17 protein-coding genes are annotated in these 14,956 nt (G+C 52.5%); 2 read left to right on the top strand and 15 right to left on the bottom strand.

Annotated features, from left to right (window positions below):
- Nucleotides 1–95: 95 nt before the first annotated feature.
- The 9 genes from TMES_RS07890 to TMES_RS07855 all read right to left on the bottom strand — a co-directional run bounded on the left by TMES_RS07890 (nucleotide 96) and on the right by TMES_RS07855 (nucleotide 7,202).
- Nucleotides 96–545 (bottom strand): YaiI/YqxD family protein, encoded by a 450-nt coding sequence (locus TMES_RS07890; protein WP_085581136.1) that lies wholly within the window; start codon nucleotides 543–545, stop codon nucleotides 96–98.
- A 28-nt stretch (nucleotides 546–573) separates the two neighbouring features.
- On the bottom strand, nucleotides 574–1,368 hold the full coding sequence (locus tag TMES_RS07885; RefSeq protein WP_085581134.1) for an endonuclease: 795 nt from the start codon (nucleotides 1,366–1,368) through the stop codon (nucleotides 574–576).
- Nucleotides 1,369–2,703 carry a DNA cytosine methyltransferase gene (locus tag TMES_RS07880; protein ID WP_085581132.1) on the bottom strand — a complete coding sequence of 445 codons (1,335 nt, stop codon included), beginning with the start codon at nucleotides 2,701–2,703 and terminating at the stop codon, nucleotides 1,369–1,371.
- Nucleotides 2,704–2,761: 58 nt separating this feature from the next.
- Nucleotides 2,762–2,950 (bottom strand): hypothetical protein, encoded by a 189-nt coding sequence (locus TMES_RS22600; protein ID WP_143589567.1) that lies wholly within the window; start codon nucleotides 2,948–2,950, stop codon nucleotides 2,762–2,764.
- A 39-nt stretch (nucleotides 2,951–2,989) separates the two neighbouring features.
- Nucleotides 2,990–4,234, bottom strand: a complete 1,245-nt coding sequence (locus tag TMES_RS07875; protein ID WP_085581274.1) for an MFS transporter — start codon at nucleotides 4,232–4,234, stop codon at nucleotides 2,990–2,992.
- A 114-nt stretch (nucleotides 4,235–4,348) separates the two neighbouring features.
- Entirely contained in the window at nucleotides 4,349–5,080 is a 732-nt protein-coding gene (locus TMES_RS07870; protein ID WP_085581130.1) for an amino acid ABC transporter ATP-binding protein, read from the bottom strand.
- Nucleotides 5,067–5,720, bottom strand: a complete 654-nt coding sequence (locus TMES_RS07865) for an amino acid ABC transporter permease (RefSeq protein WP_085581128.1) — start codon at nucleotides 5,718–5,720, stop codon at nucleotides 5,067–5,069. The genes TMES_RS07870 and TMES_RS07865 overlap by 14 nt, the downstream gene beginning before the upstream one ends.
- Complete coding sequence (locus TMES_RS07860) at nucleotides 5,713–6,384, bottom strand: amino acid ABC transporter permease (protein ID WP_085581126.1); 672 nt, start codon at nucleotides 6,382–6,384, stop codon at nucleotides 5,713–5,715. The genes TMES_RS07865 and TMES_RS07860 overlap by 8 nt, the downstream gene beginning before the upstream one ends.
- 32 nt (nucleotides 6,385–6,416) lie before the next feature.
- Nucleotides 6,417–7,202, bottom strand: a complete 786-nt coding sequence (locus TMES_RS07855; RefSeq protein ID WP_085581124.1) for a transporter substrate-binding domain-containing protein — start codon at nucleotides 7,200–7,202, stop codon at nucleotides 6,417–6,419.
- A 198-nt stretch (nucleotides 7,203–7,400) separates the two neighbouring features.
- On the opposite strand from TMES_RS07855, the gene TMES_RS07850 reads away from it, so the two are divergent.
- Entirely contained in the window at nucleotides 7,401–8,078 is a 678-nt protein-coding gene (locus TMES_RS07850) for a FadR/GntR family transcriptional regulator (RefSeq protein ID WP_085581122.1), read from the top strand.
- A gap of 191 nt (nucleotides 8,079–8,269) precedes the next feature.
- On the opposite strand, the gene TMES_RS07845 is transcribed toward TMES_RS07850, so the two are convergent.
- From TMES_RS07845 to TMES_RS07835, 3 genes are all read right to left on the bottom strand, one after another.
- Complete coding sequence (locus TMES_RS07845; protein ID WP_085581120.1) at nucleotides 8,270–8,479, bottom strand: cold-shock protein; 210 nt, start codon at nucleotides 8,477–8,479, stop codon at nucleotides 8,270–8,272.
- A gap of 75 nt (nucleotides 8,480–8,554) precedes the next feature.
- The gene (locus tag TMES_RS07840; protein WP_085581118.1) at nucleotides 8,555–10,321 is read right to left on the bottom strand and encodes a DEAD/DEAH box helicase; all 1,767 of its coding nucleotides are present in this window, start codon (nucleotides 10,319–10,321) and stop codon (nucleotides 8,555–8,557) included.
- 280 nt (nucleotides 10,322–10,601) lie between these two features.
- The gene (locus tag TMES_RS07835; RefSeq protein WP_085581116.1) at nucleotides 10,602–11,408 is read right to left on the bottom strand and encodes an HNH endonuclease; all 807 of its coding nucleotides are present in this window, start codon (nucleotides 11,406–11,408) and stop codon (nucleotides 10,602–10,604) included.
- Between the two features lie 370 nt (nucleotides 11,409–11,778).
- Here TMES_RS07835 and TMES_RS22780 point away from each other — a divergent pair, with 370 nt between their 5' ends.
- Nucleotides 11,779–11,955: a hypothetical protein gene (locus TMES_RS22780; protein ID WP_158091207.1), complete on the top strand. Its 177-nt coding sequence runs from the start codon at nucleotides 11,779–11,781 to the stop codon at nucleotides 11,953–11,955.
- 19 nt (nucleotides 11,956–11,974) lie between these two features.
- On the opposite strand, the gene TMES_RS07825 is transcribed toward TMES_RS22780, so the two are convergent.
- The 3 genes from TMES_RS07825 to TMES_RS07815 form a co-directional block, all read right to left on the bottom strand.
- Complete coding sequence (locus TMES_RS07825; protein WP_085581114.1) at nucleotides 11,975–13,201, bottom strand: YeeE/YedE family protein; 1,227 nt, start codon at nucleotides 13,199–13,201, stop codon at nucleotides 11,975–11,977.
- Nucleotides 13,202–13,439: 238 nt separating this feature from the next.
- Nucleotides 13,440–14,363 (bottom strand): sulfurtransferase, encoded by a 924-nt coding sequence (locus TMES_RS07820; RefSeq protein WP_085581112.1) that lies wholly within the window; start codon nucleotides 14,361–14,363, stop codon nucleotides 13,440–13,442.
- 138 nt (nucleotides 14,364–14,501) lie between these two features.
- Nucleotides 14,502–14,930: a hypothetical protein gene (locus tag TMES_RS07815; RefSeq protein WP_085581110.1), complete on the bottom strand. Its 429-nt coding sequence runs from the start codon at nucleotides 14,928–14,930 to the stop codon at nucleotides 14,502–14,504.
- Nucleotides 14,931–14,956: the final 26 nt, after the last annotated feature.

Genomic DNA, 14,956 nt, shown 5'->3' with positions numbered 1-14,956 from the left:
GTGACCACCGAAATTATGCTATGTATTAGATCACAAATATGAAGGCCCGGAGACGCCATGTTCCGGGCCTTATCCATATCGCACACAACCAAGTGTCAGGCGCGCAATGCAGCCTGAACCATAACTTCCAGCGCACTTGAAAAACGCGAGCGATCCTTTTGCGTAAAACCGGCATTGCGGCCCTGCTCGCCAGTGACTTCGCGCATATGGGCGGCAATTTCACGCCCGGCCAGCGCATTGGCAATATTGGCCTCAGTAAAGGCTTTGCCGGTGGGGCCTAACACATGCGCGCCAATTTCCAGCCCGCGCGATGCCAGCGGAATATCGGCTGTGATAATCACATCGTTGACACCGGCATTTTCGGCAATCCAGTCGTCGGCGGCATCGGGTTCTGGCGGGACAAAAATGCTGTGAATAAGCGGGTTGCGCGATGGGCGAATACCCCCGTTCGACACCAGAAACATTTCGATACGATGGCGTTCGGCAACACGTTCGCATTCAGCCTTTACCGGGCAAGCATCGGCATCAACAAAAATCTTAACCATTTAACAACTAAACAAAAAAAGATACATCTTATGATCTAATATCATAAGATAACAATTCGTGTGGGGCAATATCAGATGACGGCACAAGCTTATAATGCTTCTCCTCTACAATCTTTAAATCATCTCCCTCGATAGTCAATTCAAACATTGCGATCACATTTCCAGGCATAAATTGCGCTGAAATTGAGCGGCAAATCAAATTTGGAAATTTTTCCTTGCAGCAAAGAATATCTTGCTCTGTCTGTATAAACCCAAGTCTGTCCGCTCCACCTTTCGCCTGAACAGGCAAAATAAATTGCCGCCCTCTTTTGTCAATTCCAACATAAATTTCATCAATCTCTATTTGCCCAATATCATTAACTGTCGTTCTAAGATGATTTTGCAAAGAATACGCAACGACTCCGACGAATAGATCAATTAATCGATTATATCTAACTTTAGCTAAAAGAGCTTGTTCATCGCCCAAAGCATTAGACGTAATTATTTCCGGTGTAGAATCGGGAATTTTTATTGAGACCAAATCCGAACGAGGCAAAATATTTGTATTACTAACCAATCGAAACTGATACTGGGCACGCCCCAAGCCTGAAATCACCCACTCTCGCCCCGCTGGTTGCGTTGCGACAATACTATCAGGCATAGGATTTCGGTAGCGAATGGAATATATCACATCTCCCAAGTTTTTGGGCAAAGGGATAGACAATTCATTTGCAGCCGAAACTAAATCCTCCCGCTTCCAGACAATAGGCTCCAAACTTCCGTCATAACGGTCGAAGAAAACTTTTTTAATTAACGAGTTATACCTATTAATAGACTTGACCATTTATTTCAACGCCCCAACAAGACGATCGGCTTCAACTTCATATTGCTTCCGTTTTTGCATTCCACTTTTTTTATTGCGTTTACTAATAGGTGGTGCAACTCCCCAAAACTTTGATGCTTCCCGCATGTCAAATTTCAACAATTTCGGGTCACCCAAAGACAATACTCTTTTCGCTCCCGACGCCTCCAGCCCTAATGCTGACATGATTTTTACAGCGACCGCTTCAGCCAAAAGTGGTGGCACAGAATTGCCAATTTGTCTTGCTCCATGCCATTTGGTTCCATGGAAACGAAACCAGTCGGGGAAACTATGCAGACGAGCCATCTCACGTACCGTAACACATCGCGTATGAATATAGTGAATTGGCCTTGGACTTGTAAATGCACCTCTGGCAGCATCTGTGCCTGCCCTAAGAGTATTAGAAACACCATTTGGATGAAGCTTAAAAAAGCGTGAAATGGGCTCTACAGTACCAGCCTCTGTTTCGCGGAAGCGACGTTTGGAAATATCTGAATGACTAGTTCTCATGCTAGAAGTAAGAACACAAGCCTCCCATCTACGCAAATACCCATTAGCCCAAGCATCATCCGTTAAGCAACGCATAGACTTGGCATAAAGATTGGTTGGATCCCAATCGTAAATTGCCACTTGATCACTCTTTTCAAGCTCAGAAAACTGATCGGCATCAGGTAAATCGGAAATAGCTTCACTACAAGATACATGTGAACACAGGCCCGGTCGCAACTTATCTTTTGGCGAACAATGCGTTGGCGTCGGATATTCTGGCACAACCATCCCAGATCTCACGCCCATCAAAAAAAGGCGTTCTCTACTCTGCGGCACTCCAAAATTAACCGCATTCAAAACTTTCCATTGACGTTGAACATCATAACCATTTCTCTGAAATTCTATGATTAACTCTTCAAGAAACTTTCTATGTTTTCCCAGAGTAAGACCTTTAACATTTTCGAAAACAAATGATTTTGCATTAAGCTCACATACAAGGCGGACAAACTCTTTAACTAATTGGTTTCTAGGATCTTCGATTGCTCGTTGCCCAATCATGGAAAAACCTTGACACGGGGCCCCTCCAAAAACTACGTCCACCTCGGAGTTTCCAATACCGGCAGCCATTCGAATATCATCGGCCGCCAAGCCTACAACACTTTTCGGTATTACAGCACACTCCGGAAAATTAAACTTATGAGCAGCAGCATGTATTGGGTCAATTTCAATGGCTGCGACAACGTCAAAGCCTGCACGTTCAAAACCAAGACTCATACCTCCAGCCCCTGCAAAAAGATCAATTGCAATCGGTCGATCTGAGTTTTTCATTTGTTGAATAACCTAATTTTTCTATTCCTCAGCGGTATCGATTACCGAAACACGCCTGTCAATCTAAGGGTAGCAGGCAAAGATGAAGCATCTTGCAATTCAAAATTCGACCAAATTTGCCACCAGTCAAAACGCCTGCATCGGCTAAAAAGTAGACACCGTATAGCGTCGAGAATTTGCGGAAGCCACCTAAAAAATCACCTGATACGTCATTGACATTTTCCATTTTCCCCACAGCAGCAAGCATAAACTGATCATCGCGTCAGATGCGCTAAAGTCAAGTGGATCATGCCTGTTGCGGGGTCGCGTCTTCGGCGGGTGCATCGCCGATCACCAGCAACACCAGCCCCCCAATGGCGACGATAAAACCAGACACCGCAACCGTGGCATGAAACGAATACCAGTTGGCGATGGTCCCCATTAAAAGATTGCCGGTAAGACCGCCGACAAACAATGTGCTGATATAATAACTGGTCGCCATGCCGGGCCGATGCCGGGCAAAGTTTTGCACAAAGGTCATGCCAATGGCGGCAAACAACCCGTAATAAAGCCCGTCCAGCGCGCCCAGGGCCAGCACATGCAGCAAGGTTTGCGCGTGATAGACCAGAGCAAAAAACAAAACCGCACAGCTTGCCGCAACCATCAGGCCTTTGCGTTCCCCCATCCGCTGGATAACCCCGGCGGATGCGTAAATTGCAATCACCTCGACAAAACATTTCACCGTAAGTTCGAACCCGGCAGCGGCGGGTGCCAGGCCAAGGCTGGCGGTGAAATAAAGCGGCATGGCGGTTAAAAACAACACATGCCCGGTCGAAATCAGATAAACCGGAATGCAGGCCAACACCAAACCAAGGTTAAACGGCACCTTTTGCCCCGGCGTGATACTGCCGGGATGGTGGGTTTTAAAGGCCGCAGGCACCACGCAAAAACAAAACAGCAACCACACAGCGCCTAATGCCGCAATGGCAAAGTAAATCGCCGTAAAGCCAAATGCGCCGTAAACCGACAGCGATATGGCGGGGCCGACCATCCAGCCAAGCGATGTTTGCATGCGCAGGTAGGAATTGAACTTCTTAACATCGCGCCCGGTTTGTTCGGCAAACAAACGCCCGAACGAATACACCACCGATAACGCGCCCGACCCCACCCCGATCAGCACCGAGGCGACACCGGCATAAACCCAGTACACCTGAAATGTACCGATAATCATCATGCCAACGGTAAAACAGCTAATGCTGATCAGCAACAACCGCCGCACCGGCACACCCCGGTCAATCGCATGGCCGTAATAGCGGTTGGTAAGCAGCGTTACCACCACCTTGACGATGGCGGCGACACTGATTTTCCACGGGGCCTCGCCCAGACCATCGACCACAAACAAACCGCCCAGCGGTGCCGAGGTTGAAGACGCAAACGCCCCCACCAGCACCACACCCAGCACCAGAAACGAAAAGCGATCGAGAAAAGCCATGATGCCGGTTAACGGGGGACGCGAACCCGATGTTTGCACGCCGCTGGCCTGTTTGTGCATCGCGGTTGTTCCCCCATAAACCTTCAAAACCGAAGGCCTGTTTTAGGGACTATCGCCAAAGCTGAAAACCTTAAAACAGGAACAACCTGAAACTGTCACATAAGTGACACCAGCCTAACCGGCCAGCCCGCCAACAAAATTTGCCAGTTCCGGCGTTTTGGGGTTGGCGAAAACCGCTTCGGGCGCACCTTTTTCATGGATGCGGCCATGATGCATAAAGACCAGTGTATCGCACACTTCGCGGGCAAAACGCATTTCGTGGGTCACCATCACCAGTGTCATGCCTTCCTCGGCCAGTTGGCGCACAACGGCCAGCACTTCGTTGACCAGTTCGGGGTCCAGCGCGGACGTCACTTCATCGCACAGCAACACACGCGGCTTCATGGCAAGGGCGCGGGCAATGGCAACCCGTTGTTGCTGCCCGCCTGAAAGCTGGTCGGGGTAATGGGTCATTTTGTCGGCCAGGCCGACTTTAACCAGCATTTCTTCGGCAATGGCGCGGGCTTCGGATTTGGATTGTTTTTTTACCACCTGCGGCGACAGCATCACGTTTTCAAGGGCTGTATAATGGGGAAACAGATTGAACTGTTGAAACACCATGCCAACATTCAGGCGCAAATCCAGAAGGTCGGTATCGTGATCGCCCACCTTTTTACCCGCCACCATGATGGTACCGTCATCGATGGTTTCAAGGCCGTTGATGGTGCGCAAAAGCGTACTTTTGCCCGAGCCACTGCGCCCGATCAGCGCGATAACCTGCCCTTCGTCAATTTTAAGGTCAATGCCCTTAAGGACTTGCACCGCGCCAAAACTTTTGTGAATGGCATGAAGCTCAACGAGAGACATTATGAAGTTTTCCTTCCAGGCGGCGGGCATATAGCGACAGCGGATAACAAATGACAAAATAAAGCACAGCGACACAGCCATAGACGGTAAAGGGGGCATAGGTGGCGTTGCTAATCATGCTGCCCGCTTTGGTTAATTCAACAAAGCCAATGATCGAGGTAACAGCCGTACCCTTGACCACCTGCACCGAAAACCCGACCGTGGGGGCAATGCCGATGCGCAAGGCTTGCGGCAGGATGATATAGCGCATTTGCTGGGTAAAATTCATGCCCAGTGTCGCCGATGCTTCCCATTGGCCTTTATTTACCGATTCAACACAGCCGCGCCAAATTTCGGTTAAAAACGCACTGGTAAACAGGGTTAGGCCCAGCATGGCGGCGATCCACGGCGATACATCGATGCCGATCAGGGGCAAACCGAAAAACAGAATAAATAACTGCATCAAAAGCGGGGTGCCCTGGAACAGCTCGACATATCCGCGCACCAGCCGCGACGCCCACCGGCTTCCCGCCGTGCGCACCAGCAACAGCAACAGTGCAACAACACCGCCGACAACAAACGCCACCAGCGAGAGCAAAACCGTCCAGCGGGCGGCAAGCAGCAGGTTATAAACAATATCCCACAGGGTAAATTCAGGCATGGTGCCGCCGTTCAAACAAAAAATTACCAAAGATTTTCAGAATCTGGCGCAGCACAATCGACATCACCAGATACATCCCGGTCGTGACGAAATAAACCTCGAACGCGCGGAAATTCATGCCCTGAATGTAATTGGCGGCAAAGGTCAGTTCTTCGGCCGCAATTTGCGAACAAACCGACGAGCCCAGCATCACAATCACCACCTGGCTGGACAATGCAGGCCAGATTTTTTTCAAGGCCGGACGAATGATGATATAGCGAAAAACCTGTACCCGGTTCATGGCCAGGCTTTGGGCGGCTTCGATCTGGCCCTGGGGAATGGCCTGAATGCCCGCCCGAACAATTTCGGTCGAATAGGCCCCCAGATTAATGATCATGGCAAGCGATGCTGCCTGAAATTCCGACAGCTTTATCCCCACGGCAGGCAAGCCGAAAAAGATGAAAAACAATTGCACCAGAAACGGTGTATTGCGGATCAGTTCAACATAAATACCGACAATCTGGCTGATAACAGGGGTGCGTGCGCTTCGTGCCCACGCCCCCAATATGCCCAGCCCAACCCCGGCAACGGCCCCAATGGCAGCCAGTTCAGTGGTTAGCACAACCCCGTCAAGCAGCAGTTTCCAGTGCGGAAGAATTGCGCCAAAATCAAATTGATAAGCCATTAAAAAGCCGTCACCTGGTTATCGGAGTCAGATCAGAACTTTTCCGGCAGCGGGTTGCCCAGCCATTTTACCGAAATATCATTCAAGCGACCGTCTTTGAGCGAGGCGGCAATAATTTCGTTTACCTTGGCTTTCAGTTCCGGTTCTTCCTTGTTCAGCCCGACATAGCAGGGTGAATTTTTGATCAGGAATTTCGGCTCCGGCTTGCGCGGCGGGTTACGTTTGATAATGGCAGCCGCCGTGACGTTGCCCGTGGCAACCAGTTCCACCTGACCGGAAAGAAACGCGGAGATGGTGGCGTTGTTATCTTCATAACGTTTGATATCAACATCATCCGGGGCAATTTTTGCCAGTTCCATGTCTTCGATGGTGGCGCGCGTGACGCCAAGGGTATGGCCGCTCAAATCTGCCGGGCCTTTAATGGCAATATCGGCCGGGCCAAAAACACCGTTAAAAAACGGCGCATAGGGATCGGTGAAGTCGATCACCTTTTCGCGGTCCGGGTTTTTGCCCAGTGTGGAAATTACCAGGTCAACCTTGCCAGTCGTCAGGTATGGAATGCGGTTATTGGTGGTGACCGGCACCATTTCCAGCTTCACCCCCAGATCACTGGCAATCAGCTTGGCCATGTCAATGTCATAGCCCTGCGGCTGCATATCGGTGCCAACAGTGCCAAACGGCGGAAAATCCTGCGGGATGGCAATTTTGATAACGCCAGCTTCCTTGATGGCATCAAGGGTACCCGCCGCCGATGCCCCGGCAAGGGGGGCGGCCATCATTGCCATCGCCGCAATCGTTATCTTCAGGAAGTTTTTCATCTGCCTCTCCGCTGTTATATTTGTGAAAGTTTAATTTTTGATCATTATAAATTTGTGCATATTTTTTACTCTATTGTCCATGTTATTTTTTGCGCCGCAGCAAAATACAACTTTAAATCTGGCTAAATCTGTTGAAATATAACGAAATTGAAAGGACGTATTACCATACAACTGGTCTGACCAGTTAAGGGAGACTCAATGACACAAAACGAAAGCGCGCCCGAACGCGCCGCCCGGGATATCCGAAATCTGATCAAAAACAGGGCATTACAAACAGGGGACTCGCTTCCGTCCCAACGCATCCTTGCACGCGATCTTGGCATTAGCCGTGCCAGCCTGCGCGAAGCCCTGGCAACACTGGAAGCATTTGGCCAAATTCGCGTTCAGGCCGGAAAAGGCGTTTTTATTACCGACCCGCAAGATGGCACGCCGCGCGATGCCCGCTCTGCCCGGCATGCGGCACAGGTTTACCAGTTCAGGCTGGCGATTGAACCTTATGTAGCCGGGCTGGCGGCACAGGCGCGCACCAATGCCCACCTGTCGACCCTGAAAGACAGCATCGAAAAAATGCGCCAGGCATTTGTCGATGATAATTTGTTTCAGGCCGGAAAGGCCGATACGGCATTTCACAATATCCTGCTGCAAGCCGCCGATAACCCGTTATTTGCCAAGGCCATGCATCCGACGGCGCAAAGCATTCATGAAAACCAGATGCTGCCCTTTGCCAATGCCGCCGCCATTCAGGCCCCCTTGCAGGAACACGAACAGGTTTTGCGGTTTGTGCGCGAACGCAACCCGTCACGCGCCCGCGATGCGATGCATTTTCATGTATTAAGTGCGGCAACCCGCGCCAATGTTGCTTTTTTACGCCCATAGGGCTGTATCTCTGCCAATACAGCCACAGACAATACAGACAGAACCGCCAGGCGGATAGTTGAACAGCGATGCGACAGGCGCAAACCATTGCTGCCCGGCAAAAGCACATCGCCCATAAACAAAACAATCCCCGCCCGGTTTCCCGGGCGGGGATTGCAAATCAGCGTCGCCTCGAAAAGCGACAAGCCGAATTAGGAAGCGGTCAGATCGTCAGCCGAAACGCGGCCCGAACGTGAGTCGGTGCGCAGTTCGTAATTGATCTTGTCGCCTTCCTGCGGGTGACGCAGGCCAGCGCGTTCAACTGCACTGATGTGCAAGAAAACGTCATTTCCGCCTTCGTCCGGCTGAATGAAACCAAAGCCTTTGGTTGCGTTAAACCATTTTACGGTACCAGTTGCCATTTTAATCTCTCCTATGAGTATAGTTGGCTCAGACAGAACCCCGTGTGGATCCTGTCCATCTTTTTGGAAATCAGCTTACGCGACAGAATGACGCGGGCGATTCCCTGTTTTCGACCGGCCACGTTCGGAAGCATTTTGTGCTCCCCTTGCCGGACCGGAATTTCGTGAATTTCTATTGGGGCGGCCTGCTTCAGCAGTCGCACCAGATTTTCCCGAAGACGTTTTGCCCAAAAACGCAACGCTCGATGCGATACGGTTCTGGCCGGCATCACTGCCACCGTCACGGTCATTTCGTGTATCGCGCGGCGCGTTTCCGCGCACGGCACCCCCGTTGCCACCACGACCCGAACGGGCCGGAGCACCATCACGGCTGTTGCGTGCGACAAACCCGGTTTTCACCGGCTGCGCTGCAGCACCGTCATTGGCAACATTTGAAGTGTCGTTTGAATTTTCACGGCCCTGGGCATCGGCTGCCGGTTTACGACCACCTTTGTAACGCCCTTGCGCCGGCTTTGCTGCCTGGCCTTCCGAACGATTGGGGCCGCCATTACGGCCCCCTTCGGAACGCGCACCGTCGGCACGACGACCATTGGCACTGCCACCATTATTGTGACGACCGCCATTGCCGTTACCAGCAGCACCGCGACTGGAACGACGCGGGCCCTGCTCTGCACGGTTGGCTGCGGTTTCCGCATCCTGCTGTGCAGCAGCCTTGGCATCACGACGATCAATCGACGGAATGGTCTGGCGGGTTGTGCGCTCAATATCGCGCAAAAGACCCCGTTCATCATCCGCACAAAACGCAATCGCATGACCGGCAGCACCCGCACGAGCGGTACGACCGATACGATGAACGTAGCTTTCAGGAACGTTGGGAAGTTCGAAATTGACCACGTGGGTCACACCATCGACATCAATGCCGCGAGCGGCAATGTCGGTGGCAACCAGAACCTGAACCTGACCGTCTTTAAAGGCGGCAAGGGCACGTTCGCGCTGGTTCTGGCTTTTATTACCATGAATGGCAGACGCACTGATTTTGCACGATTCGAGATGGCGCGCCACCCGGTCCGCACCGCGTTTGGTGCGGGTGAAAACCAGCGTACGGCCAAAATCAGGATTATCAAGCAACTCGGCCAGCAAGGCCCGCTTGCGGGATGCTTCAATCAGATAAACCGACTGATCCACACGTTCGGCGGTTGTTGCAACCGGCGTCACCGAAACCTTGATCGGGTTGCGCAGCATATCGCCGGCAAGCTGACCGATCTGGGTCGGCATGGTTGCCGAGAAAAACAGGTTCTGACGGGATTTTGGCAGCATCTTGACGACACGGCGGATCGGCGGCAGAAAGCCGAGATCCAGCATGTGGTCGGCCTCGTCGAGAACGACGACTTCAACCTGGTCAAGTTTCAGCTTGCCGCTGTCGACGTGATCAAGCAAACGACCCGGCGTTGCGACAAGAATGTCGACACCTGGCGTAATAGCCTTGATCTGTGGTCCGGGGGAAACCCCGCCCACAACAACAGCAACTGTGATTTTGGTAAAACGACCATAGGCACGGAAGCTTTCGCCGATTTGCGCGGCCAGCTCACGTGTCGGTGCCAGCACCAATACACGGCAATGCCGGGGTGAGGTCCGTTTTTCTGATTTGGAAAGACGGTCCAAAATCGGCAGCGCAAAAGCAGCGGTTTTGCCGGTGCCGGTCTGGGCAATACCCAGAAGATCTTTGCCTTCCAGTAGGGAAGGAATGGCCTGTGCCTGGATGGGCGTCGGCGTAACGTAACCTTCGTGCGTTAAGGCTCGAAGTACGGGCTCGGCCAGGCCGAGATCCGAAAACTGGGTCAAATAAATAGTTCTCTTAGGTTTGCGGCAGCAGACAAAGGGGGTCGGCCCTTGATATGTTTAACGTACAGGTCTGCGCCTTGCATCTCTTTGGAATCACCCGCGTAGCAGGGCAGTTCTATGCTGTTCTTCCGTAATCGCTCAACAGGCTGGAACAGGTTAACGTTCCTTCTACGCTACTGGAGCAATCAAATGACTTGGGCAAGATACGCAGAGTTCTTTCTGATTGTCAAACGGGTTATTTCATCTTGGACCCGATGTTTTTAACAAAACAAAGCAGAACTTAGGGTTTCCCATCTAAAAAAACATTTTCGCGGTGCCAATTTACACACTCACCATTGGGTGTAAATCGATATGGCAAATTCAGAGCACCGCCACCAAATTTACCGAAATAACTCATGAGGATATCAGATTCGGCGTTCTTTAGGCTTTGGCTCAGCTTGATGTGTAATTGGCTGTCCAAGGTCCAAAACCCTAGGTCAAAAGCCTTATCATGGATCGAACATAAAGCAATGCCGTTATCTGGCCGCAGACGTAAATGCGGATCGACTTTCCATGGTACAATATGCGATGCAACCAACAGCTCTGGCATATTTAAGCCACAGACTCCGCACTGGTGACGATAGCCTGACAACACAGCAGTTCGGAAAAAAGACTGACCAACGCGATTCTTTCGCAACGAAACACTTTCCGTGACCTTTGGTGGGAGCCCCGAAAAAGACATCGCCCCCTCATCAAGCTGATGAGATGGGGGCGTATCCCTCGTGTTTTCGCTAGCATACTGGTCGCTTAAAACCAGCTTTGTGAAAGCATCTTCCACTTTCGCAACAATGCCTTCCGGATCGGCGACAAACGCGCTCATAATTTCGCGATCGGCGTTACTTGCCCCCTTCAGTCCCTTACCATTCATCGCGGGATCAAGGCTGGCGAAGTTGCATAGCTTCATCGCCAACGAACTTGGCGTTCTATCCAACAGCTTGGAAATCTCGATAATACGGGGCTGATATTGGTGGAATTGACCAAATTCAAGCTCAAAATATACTTTCAGAGCCACCAATAATTCCGATTCGATCCACTTACGGCCCGCCATAACATCCCCCAATGCGCTCAGAAAAGCGTCTAAACCGCCCCTTAGCACAGATTGGAAGATATTTATTTACAATCAGTTACCATGCCGTCACTGACCAGCGGCACCGCACGGATTGTAAGCCCCACAAGGATTAGCCGCAGCACAGGGATTTTCGGCAGCACAGGGATTGCTCATTGCCGGCGCGCAGGGGTTGCCTGCTGCACACGGGTTAAACGCCCCGCACGGGTTACTTACCGCACACGGGCTTGCCGCAGCGCAGGGATTATACGCGCCACATGGATTTGCGGCAGCACACGGGTTTTCCGCACCGCACGGATTATATCCGGCGCAAGGGTTGCCGTTGCTTCCAGCCGCCCCGCAAGGATTGGCCATGCAGGGGCTTGCTGCGGCACAGGGGTTGGAACCGGAGTTTGCCGCCGCACACGGATTACCATTTCCCGCCCCGGCAGATGGAGCCGGATTGGCAATGGCGGGCGGGTTGGCATTGGCGTGGTTAAAATGGTCGGCGGCAATGGCACCGCTGGCGGCCAGAAAAACCGCGCCATAGAGCAGATAATTACGATCGGTCATTTCTTTTTAAATCCATCGAGGCCAAAAATCGGACGGGCGGCAATGCCAAGCAAGCTGCCGGTAAAAGCCGCAGCAAACCACAGCCAGCCATGCAGGCTGCCCGATGCAATGCCGCTAAACAGCGCGCCAATGTTGCAGCCAAAGGCGAGCCGCGCGCCATACCCCATCAAAATGCCGCCAATTGCCGCCGCGATAAGCGACGCTATTGGCACGCGCACCCGCGGGGCAAATTTACCGGCAAGGGCCGCCGCCAGTGCCGCCCCGATCAGGATGCCGAAATTCATCACCGACGTATCATCGGCCAATACTGAATTATGCAGCGCCCGCGCCGGGCCGGGCCAGTTCCAGAACGCCCAGTTTTCAACGCCGACACCAAAGGCCTGGGCAATTTTAGCCCCCCAGACCCCGAACCCGAACGTGATTGACCATGGATGGCCGGTAACCAGCAACGTCACCACATTCATACCGGCGAGCAAAATACCGGTGCCCACCAACGGCCAGGGCCCGTGAAAAAAGCGCGGCCAGCCGGTGCGGGTTGGAGCAGAAATGGCTTCAAGCGCACCATGGGCGCGACGTTCAATCACCACCGTCACCAATGCCACCAGCGCAAGGGCGATAAGGGTCACAATCACCCCGCCTGCGGGACCAAAAACCGCCCCCAGCCCGACCGGGGGAATGGCCGGCAGCGTGAGCCACATCGGCAAATGGGCCGTACCGACAAGCGCACCGAGAACGAAAAAGGCCAAGGTCACCAGCATCCGGGCCGAGCCACCGCCCGCCGTAAACAATGTGCCGGAACCACAGCCGCCGCCAAGCTGCATGCCAAAGCCAAACATCAGCGCACCGACAAGCACCGACACCCCGACAGGGGCCAAAGCCCCCACAATCGGGCTGCCCAAAGGCGCGCCCACGGCAAGCAGGGGAATAAAGGCAATGGCGGCAACCGCGATCATAAGCAATTGTGCGCGCATGCCGCGCCCGCGACGTTCCACCGCCATGCGGCGCCAGCCACCGGTAAAGCCGAATGACGCATGATAAAGGGCAAGCCCCAAAACCCCGCCAATCAGATAAACCACCATCTGATGCAGGTTAACGGCCTGGGCAATAACAAGGGCGACCGCGATAAAGATAACGGCGCAAATGGCCGCCGGTCCACGATCAAAGGTAAATCGGGGCATGGGCGCGCCCTGGGCGCGGGCCGCAGCCCCACTGGTGTCAGCCATGATTGATCCTGAATGTTTTAAATTCTGTCTAATACCGCTATGCATCGAACGGATAAGGGGCCACTTGAAGATATCATCAAGCCGCCCCTTGAAATTCCGTCCCGGCACCGCCGGATATCATTGCGCGCATCACCGATATGTTTTGGCATACTATATAAGAGCGATGTTTCACGCCCCTGCCCGTGCAGGGTTCATCGCCTATCGTGCCAGCATATAAATGATCGCAAAAACGCCGATATTATTGGGTTTTTACCACGTCGCGCGACGGATCGGCGGCCCATTCGGTCATCGAGCCATCATACATTTTGGTGTTTTTGTTACCCGCCACTTCCGACAGGCCAAACCATGCCACCGATGCCCAGTGGCCGGTATTGCAATAGGTGATTTCCTTGCTGTTTTCGGAAACACCCGCTTTACCTGCCAGTTGTTCAATTACGTCAGCGGCAACAAATTTACCCCGCTTGTCGTCATAGAATTTCGACTGCGAAATATTAACCGCACCGGGAATGGCACCAAAACGTGCAACAACCGGGCTTTTGCTTTTGCCTTCAAACTGGGCCTCGGGGCGGGCATCGATCAGGGCAACACCCTGTGATTTGGCCGCAGCAACATCATCGGCACTGGCGACCAGTTCCGGGCGGTAATGCGCGGTAAAGGCCACCTGTTGCGGGGCAACGGCATCGGTCGAAACATCGCCCTTTGCGGCAATCCAGGCCCGCTGGCCACCATCAAGAATGGTAACTGCATCGTGGCCCAGAACCTTGAAGGTCCAGTAAACACGGGTGGCGGCCCCAAAATCGCTGGAATTTTCGCCTGCTGGCACAATCACGACCTGCTTGTCGTTATCAATGCCCAGGCTGCCAACCCGTTTTGCAATCACATCAACCGGCGGCAACATGCCAACCACATCGCCAACCTTCGAGCGCCAGCCAAATTTGCCATAAGGCGCATCGACCGCACCGGGAATATGACCGGCAGAATAAGGATTGCCCGCTTTGCCCGGCGACCGGATGTCGACCACAACCAGCGACGGGTTATCAAGATTATCGGCCAGCCAGGATGTATCGACCAGCGGCTTTTCGGTCAGGCGTTCAGCCTGGGCAGCGGTTGCGCCAACCATCAGGGAAATGGCGGCAAGACCTGCTAAAATGTAAGAACGCATGGTGAGCGACCTCCAAAATTAATTTCTGTTTGTAGGTCTTATACATTCTCCACTATATATTAGTCAAATATTTTTAATTAACACAAATTATAGTGTTTATTTTAGGCGATTACATTTCCAACGGGATCGACCCTGCTTTTAGCGCCCAGCGCCGGGCACGTCCACACCAAGGGCGGCAAAGGCGGTTCCAATCCGGTCGACTTTGCGAATTTCGTTTTCGGTCAATCCGGTGTCGTCCTGCCCTTTGTAATAAGAGCAAACATCAGGAATGATCAGGGTGTTTTCAATCACCCGCAAATCATAAAAATCGCCCAATGTGTTGCGCTCAATGATCAGGCGCATTTGGGCATAGGGATATAAATCGCCGTCAATCACCACGCCGTTTTCGGTTAGAACACAAGGATCATACCCCTGGGTCCATGGACGGGCATTGTTATTGAGAAATGTCAGCGCAACGTCGACGGGCATAAATTCAACAGCGGTGCGATCAACCATCGCGTCTTTAAATTCGCACCCGGCCAAGGCCAGAGCCGCCACACAGCCCACCACCAAAAATCGCTGTTTCATGCTGTTCCCTTAAAATGATGACGCGG

It is taken from the genome of Thalassospira mesophila, assembly GCF_002115755.1.
Taxonomy (GTDB): Bacteria; Pseudomonadota; Alphaproteobacteria; order Rhodospirillales; family Thalassospiraceae; genus Thalassospira; species Thalassospira mesophila.
The sequence above is the reverse complement of the archived record's forward strand: the minus strand, read 5'-3'. Positions and strand labels throughout refer to the sequence as shown.

Excerpts from the sequence above, each read along its gene's own strand:
- TMES_RS07825 (WP_085581114.1), bottom strand. The coding sequence starts at position 13,201 with ATGGCTGACACCAGTGGGGCTGCGGCCCGCGCCCAGGGCGCGCCCATG.
- TMES_RS07860 (WP_085581126.1), bottom strand. The coding sequence starts at position 6,384 with ATGGCTTATCAATTTGATTTTGGCGCAATTCTTCCGCACTGGAAACTG.
- TMES_RS07890 (WP_085581136.1), bottom strand. The coding sequence starts at position 545 with ATGGTTAAGATTTTTGTTGATGCCGATGCTTGCCCGGTAAAGGCTGAA.
- TMES_RS07885 (WP_085581134.1), bottom strand. The coding sequence starts at position 1,368 with ATGGTCAAGTCTATTAATAGGTATAACTCGTTAATTAAAAAAGTTTTC.
- TMES_RS07855 (WP_085581124.1), bottom strand. The coding sequence starts at position 7,202 with ATGAAAAACTTCCTGAAGATAACGATTGCGGCGATGGCAATGATGGCC.
- TMES_RS07865 (WP_085581128.1), bottom strand. The coding sequence starts at position 5,720 with ATGCCTGAATTTACCCTGTGGGATATTGTTTATAACCTGCTGCTTGCC.
- TMES_RS22780 (WP_158091207.1), top strand. The coding sequence starts at position 11,779 with ATGCAGGGGCTTGCTGCGGCACAGGGGTTGGAACCGGAGTTTGCCGCC.
- TMES_RS07875 (WP_085581274.1), bottom strand. The coding sequence starts at position 4,234 with ATGCACAAACAGGCCAGCGGCGTGCAAACATCGGGTTCGCGTCCCCCG.
- TMES_RS07815 (WP_085581110.1), bottom strand. The coding sequence starts at position 14,930 with ATGAAACAGCGATTTTTGGTGGTGGGCTGTGTGGCGGCTCTGGCCTTG.
- TMES_RS07850 (WP_085581122.1), top strand. The coding sequence starts at position 7,401 with ATGACACAAAACGAAAGCGCGCCCGAACGCGCCGCCCGGGATATCCGA.
- TMES_RS07880 (WP_085581132.1), bottom strand. The coding sequence starts at position 2,703 with ATGAAAAACTCAGATCGACCGATTGCAATTGATCTTTTTGCAGGGGCT.
- TMES_RS07845 (WP_085581120.1), bottom strand. The coding sequence starts at position 8,479 with ATGGCAACTGGTACCGTAAAATGGTTTAACGCAACCAAAGGCTTTGGT.
- TMES_RS07870 (WP_085581130.1), bottom strand. The coding sequence starts at position 5,080 with ATGTCTCTCGTTGAGCTTCATGCCATTCACAAAAGTTTTGGCGCGGTG.
- TMES_RS07820 (WP_085581112.1), bottom strand. The coding sequence starts at position 14,363 with ATGCGTTCTTACATTTTAGCAGGTCTTGCCGCCATTTCCCTGATGGTT.
- TMES_RS22600 (WP_143589567.1), bottom strand. The coding sequence starts at position 2,950 with ATGCTTGCTGCTGTGGGGAAAATGGAAAATGTCAATGACGTATCAGGT.
- TMES_RS07835 (WP_085581116.1), bottom strand. The coding sequence starts at position 11,408 with ATGGCGGGCCGTAAGTGGATCGAATCGGAATTATTGGTGGCTCTGAAA.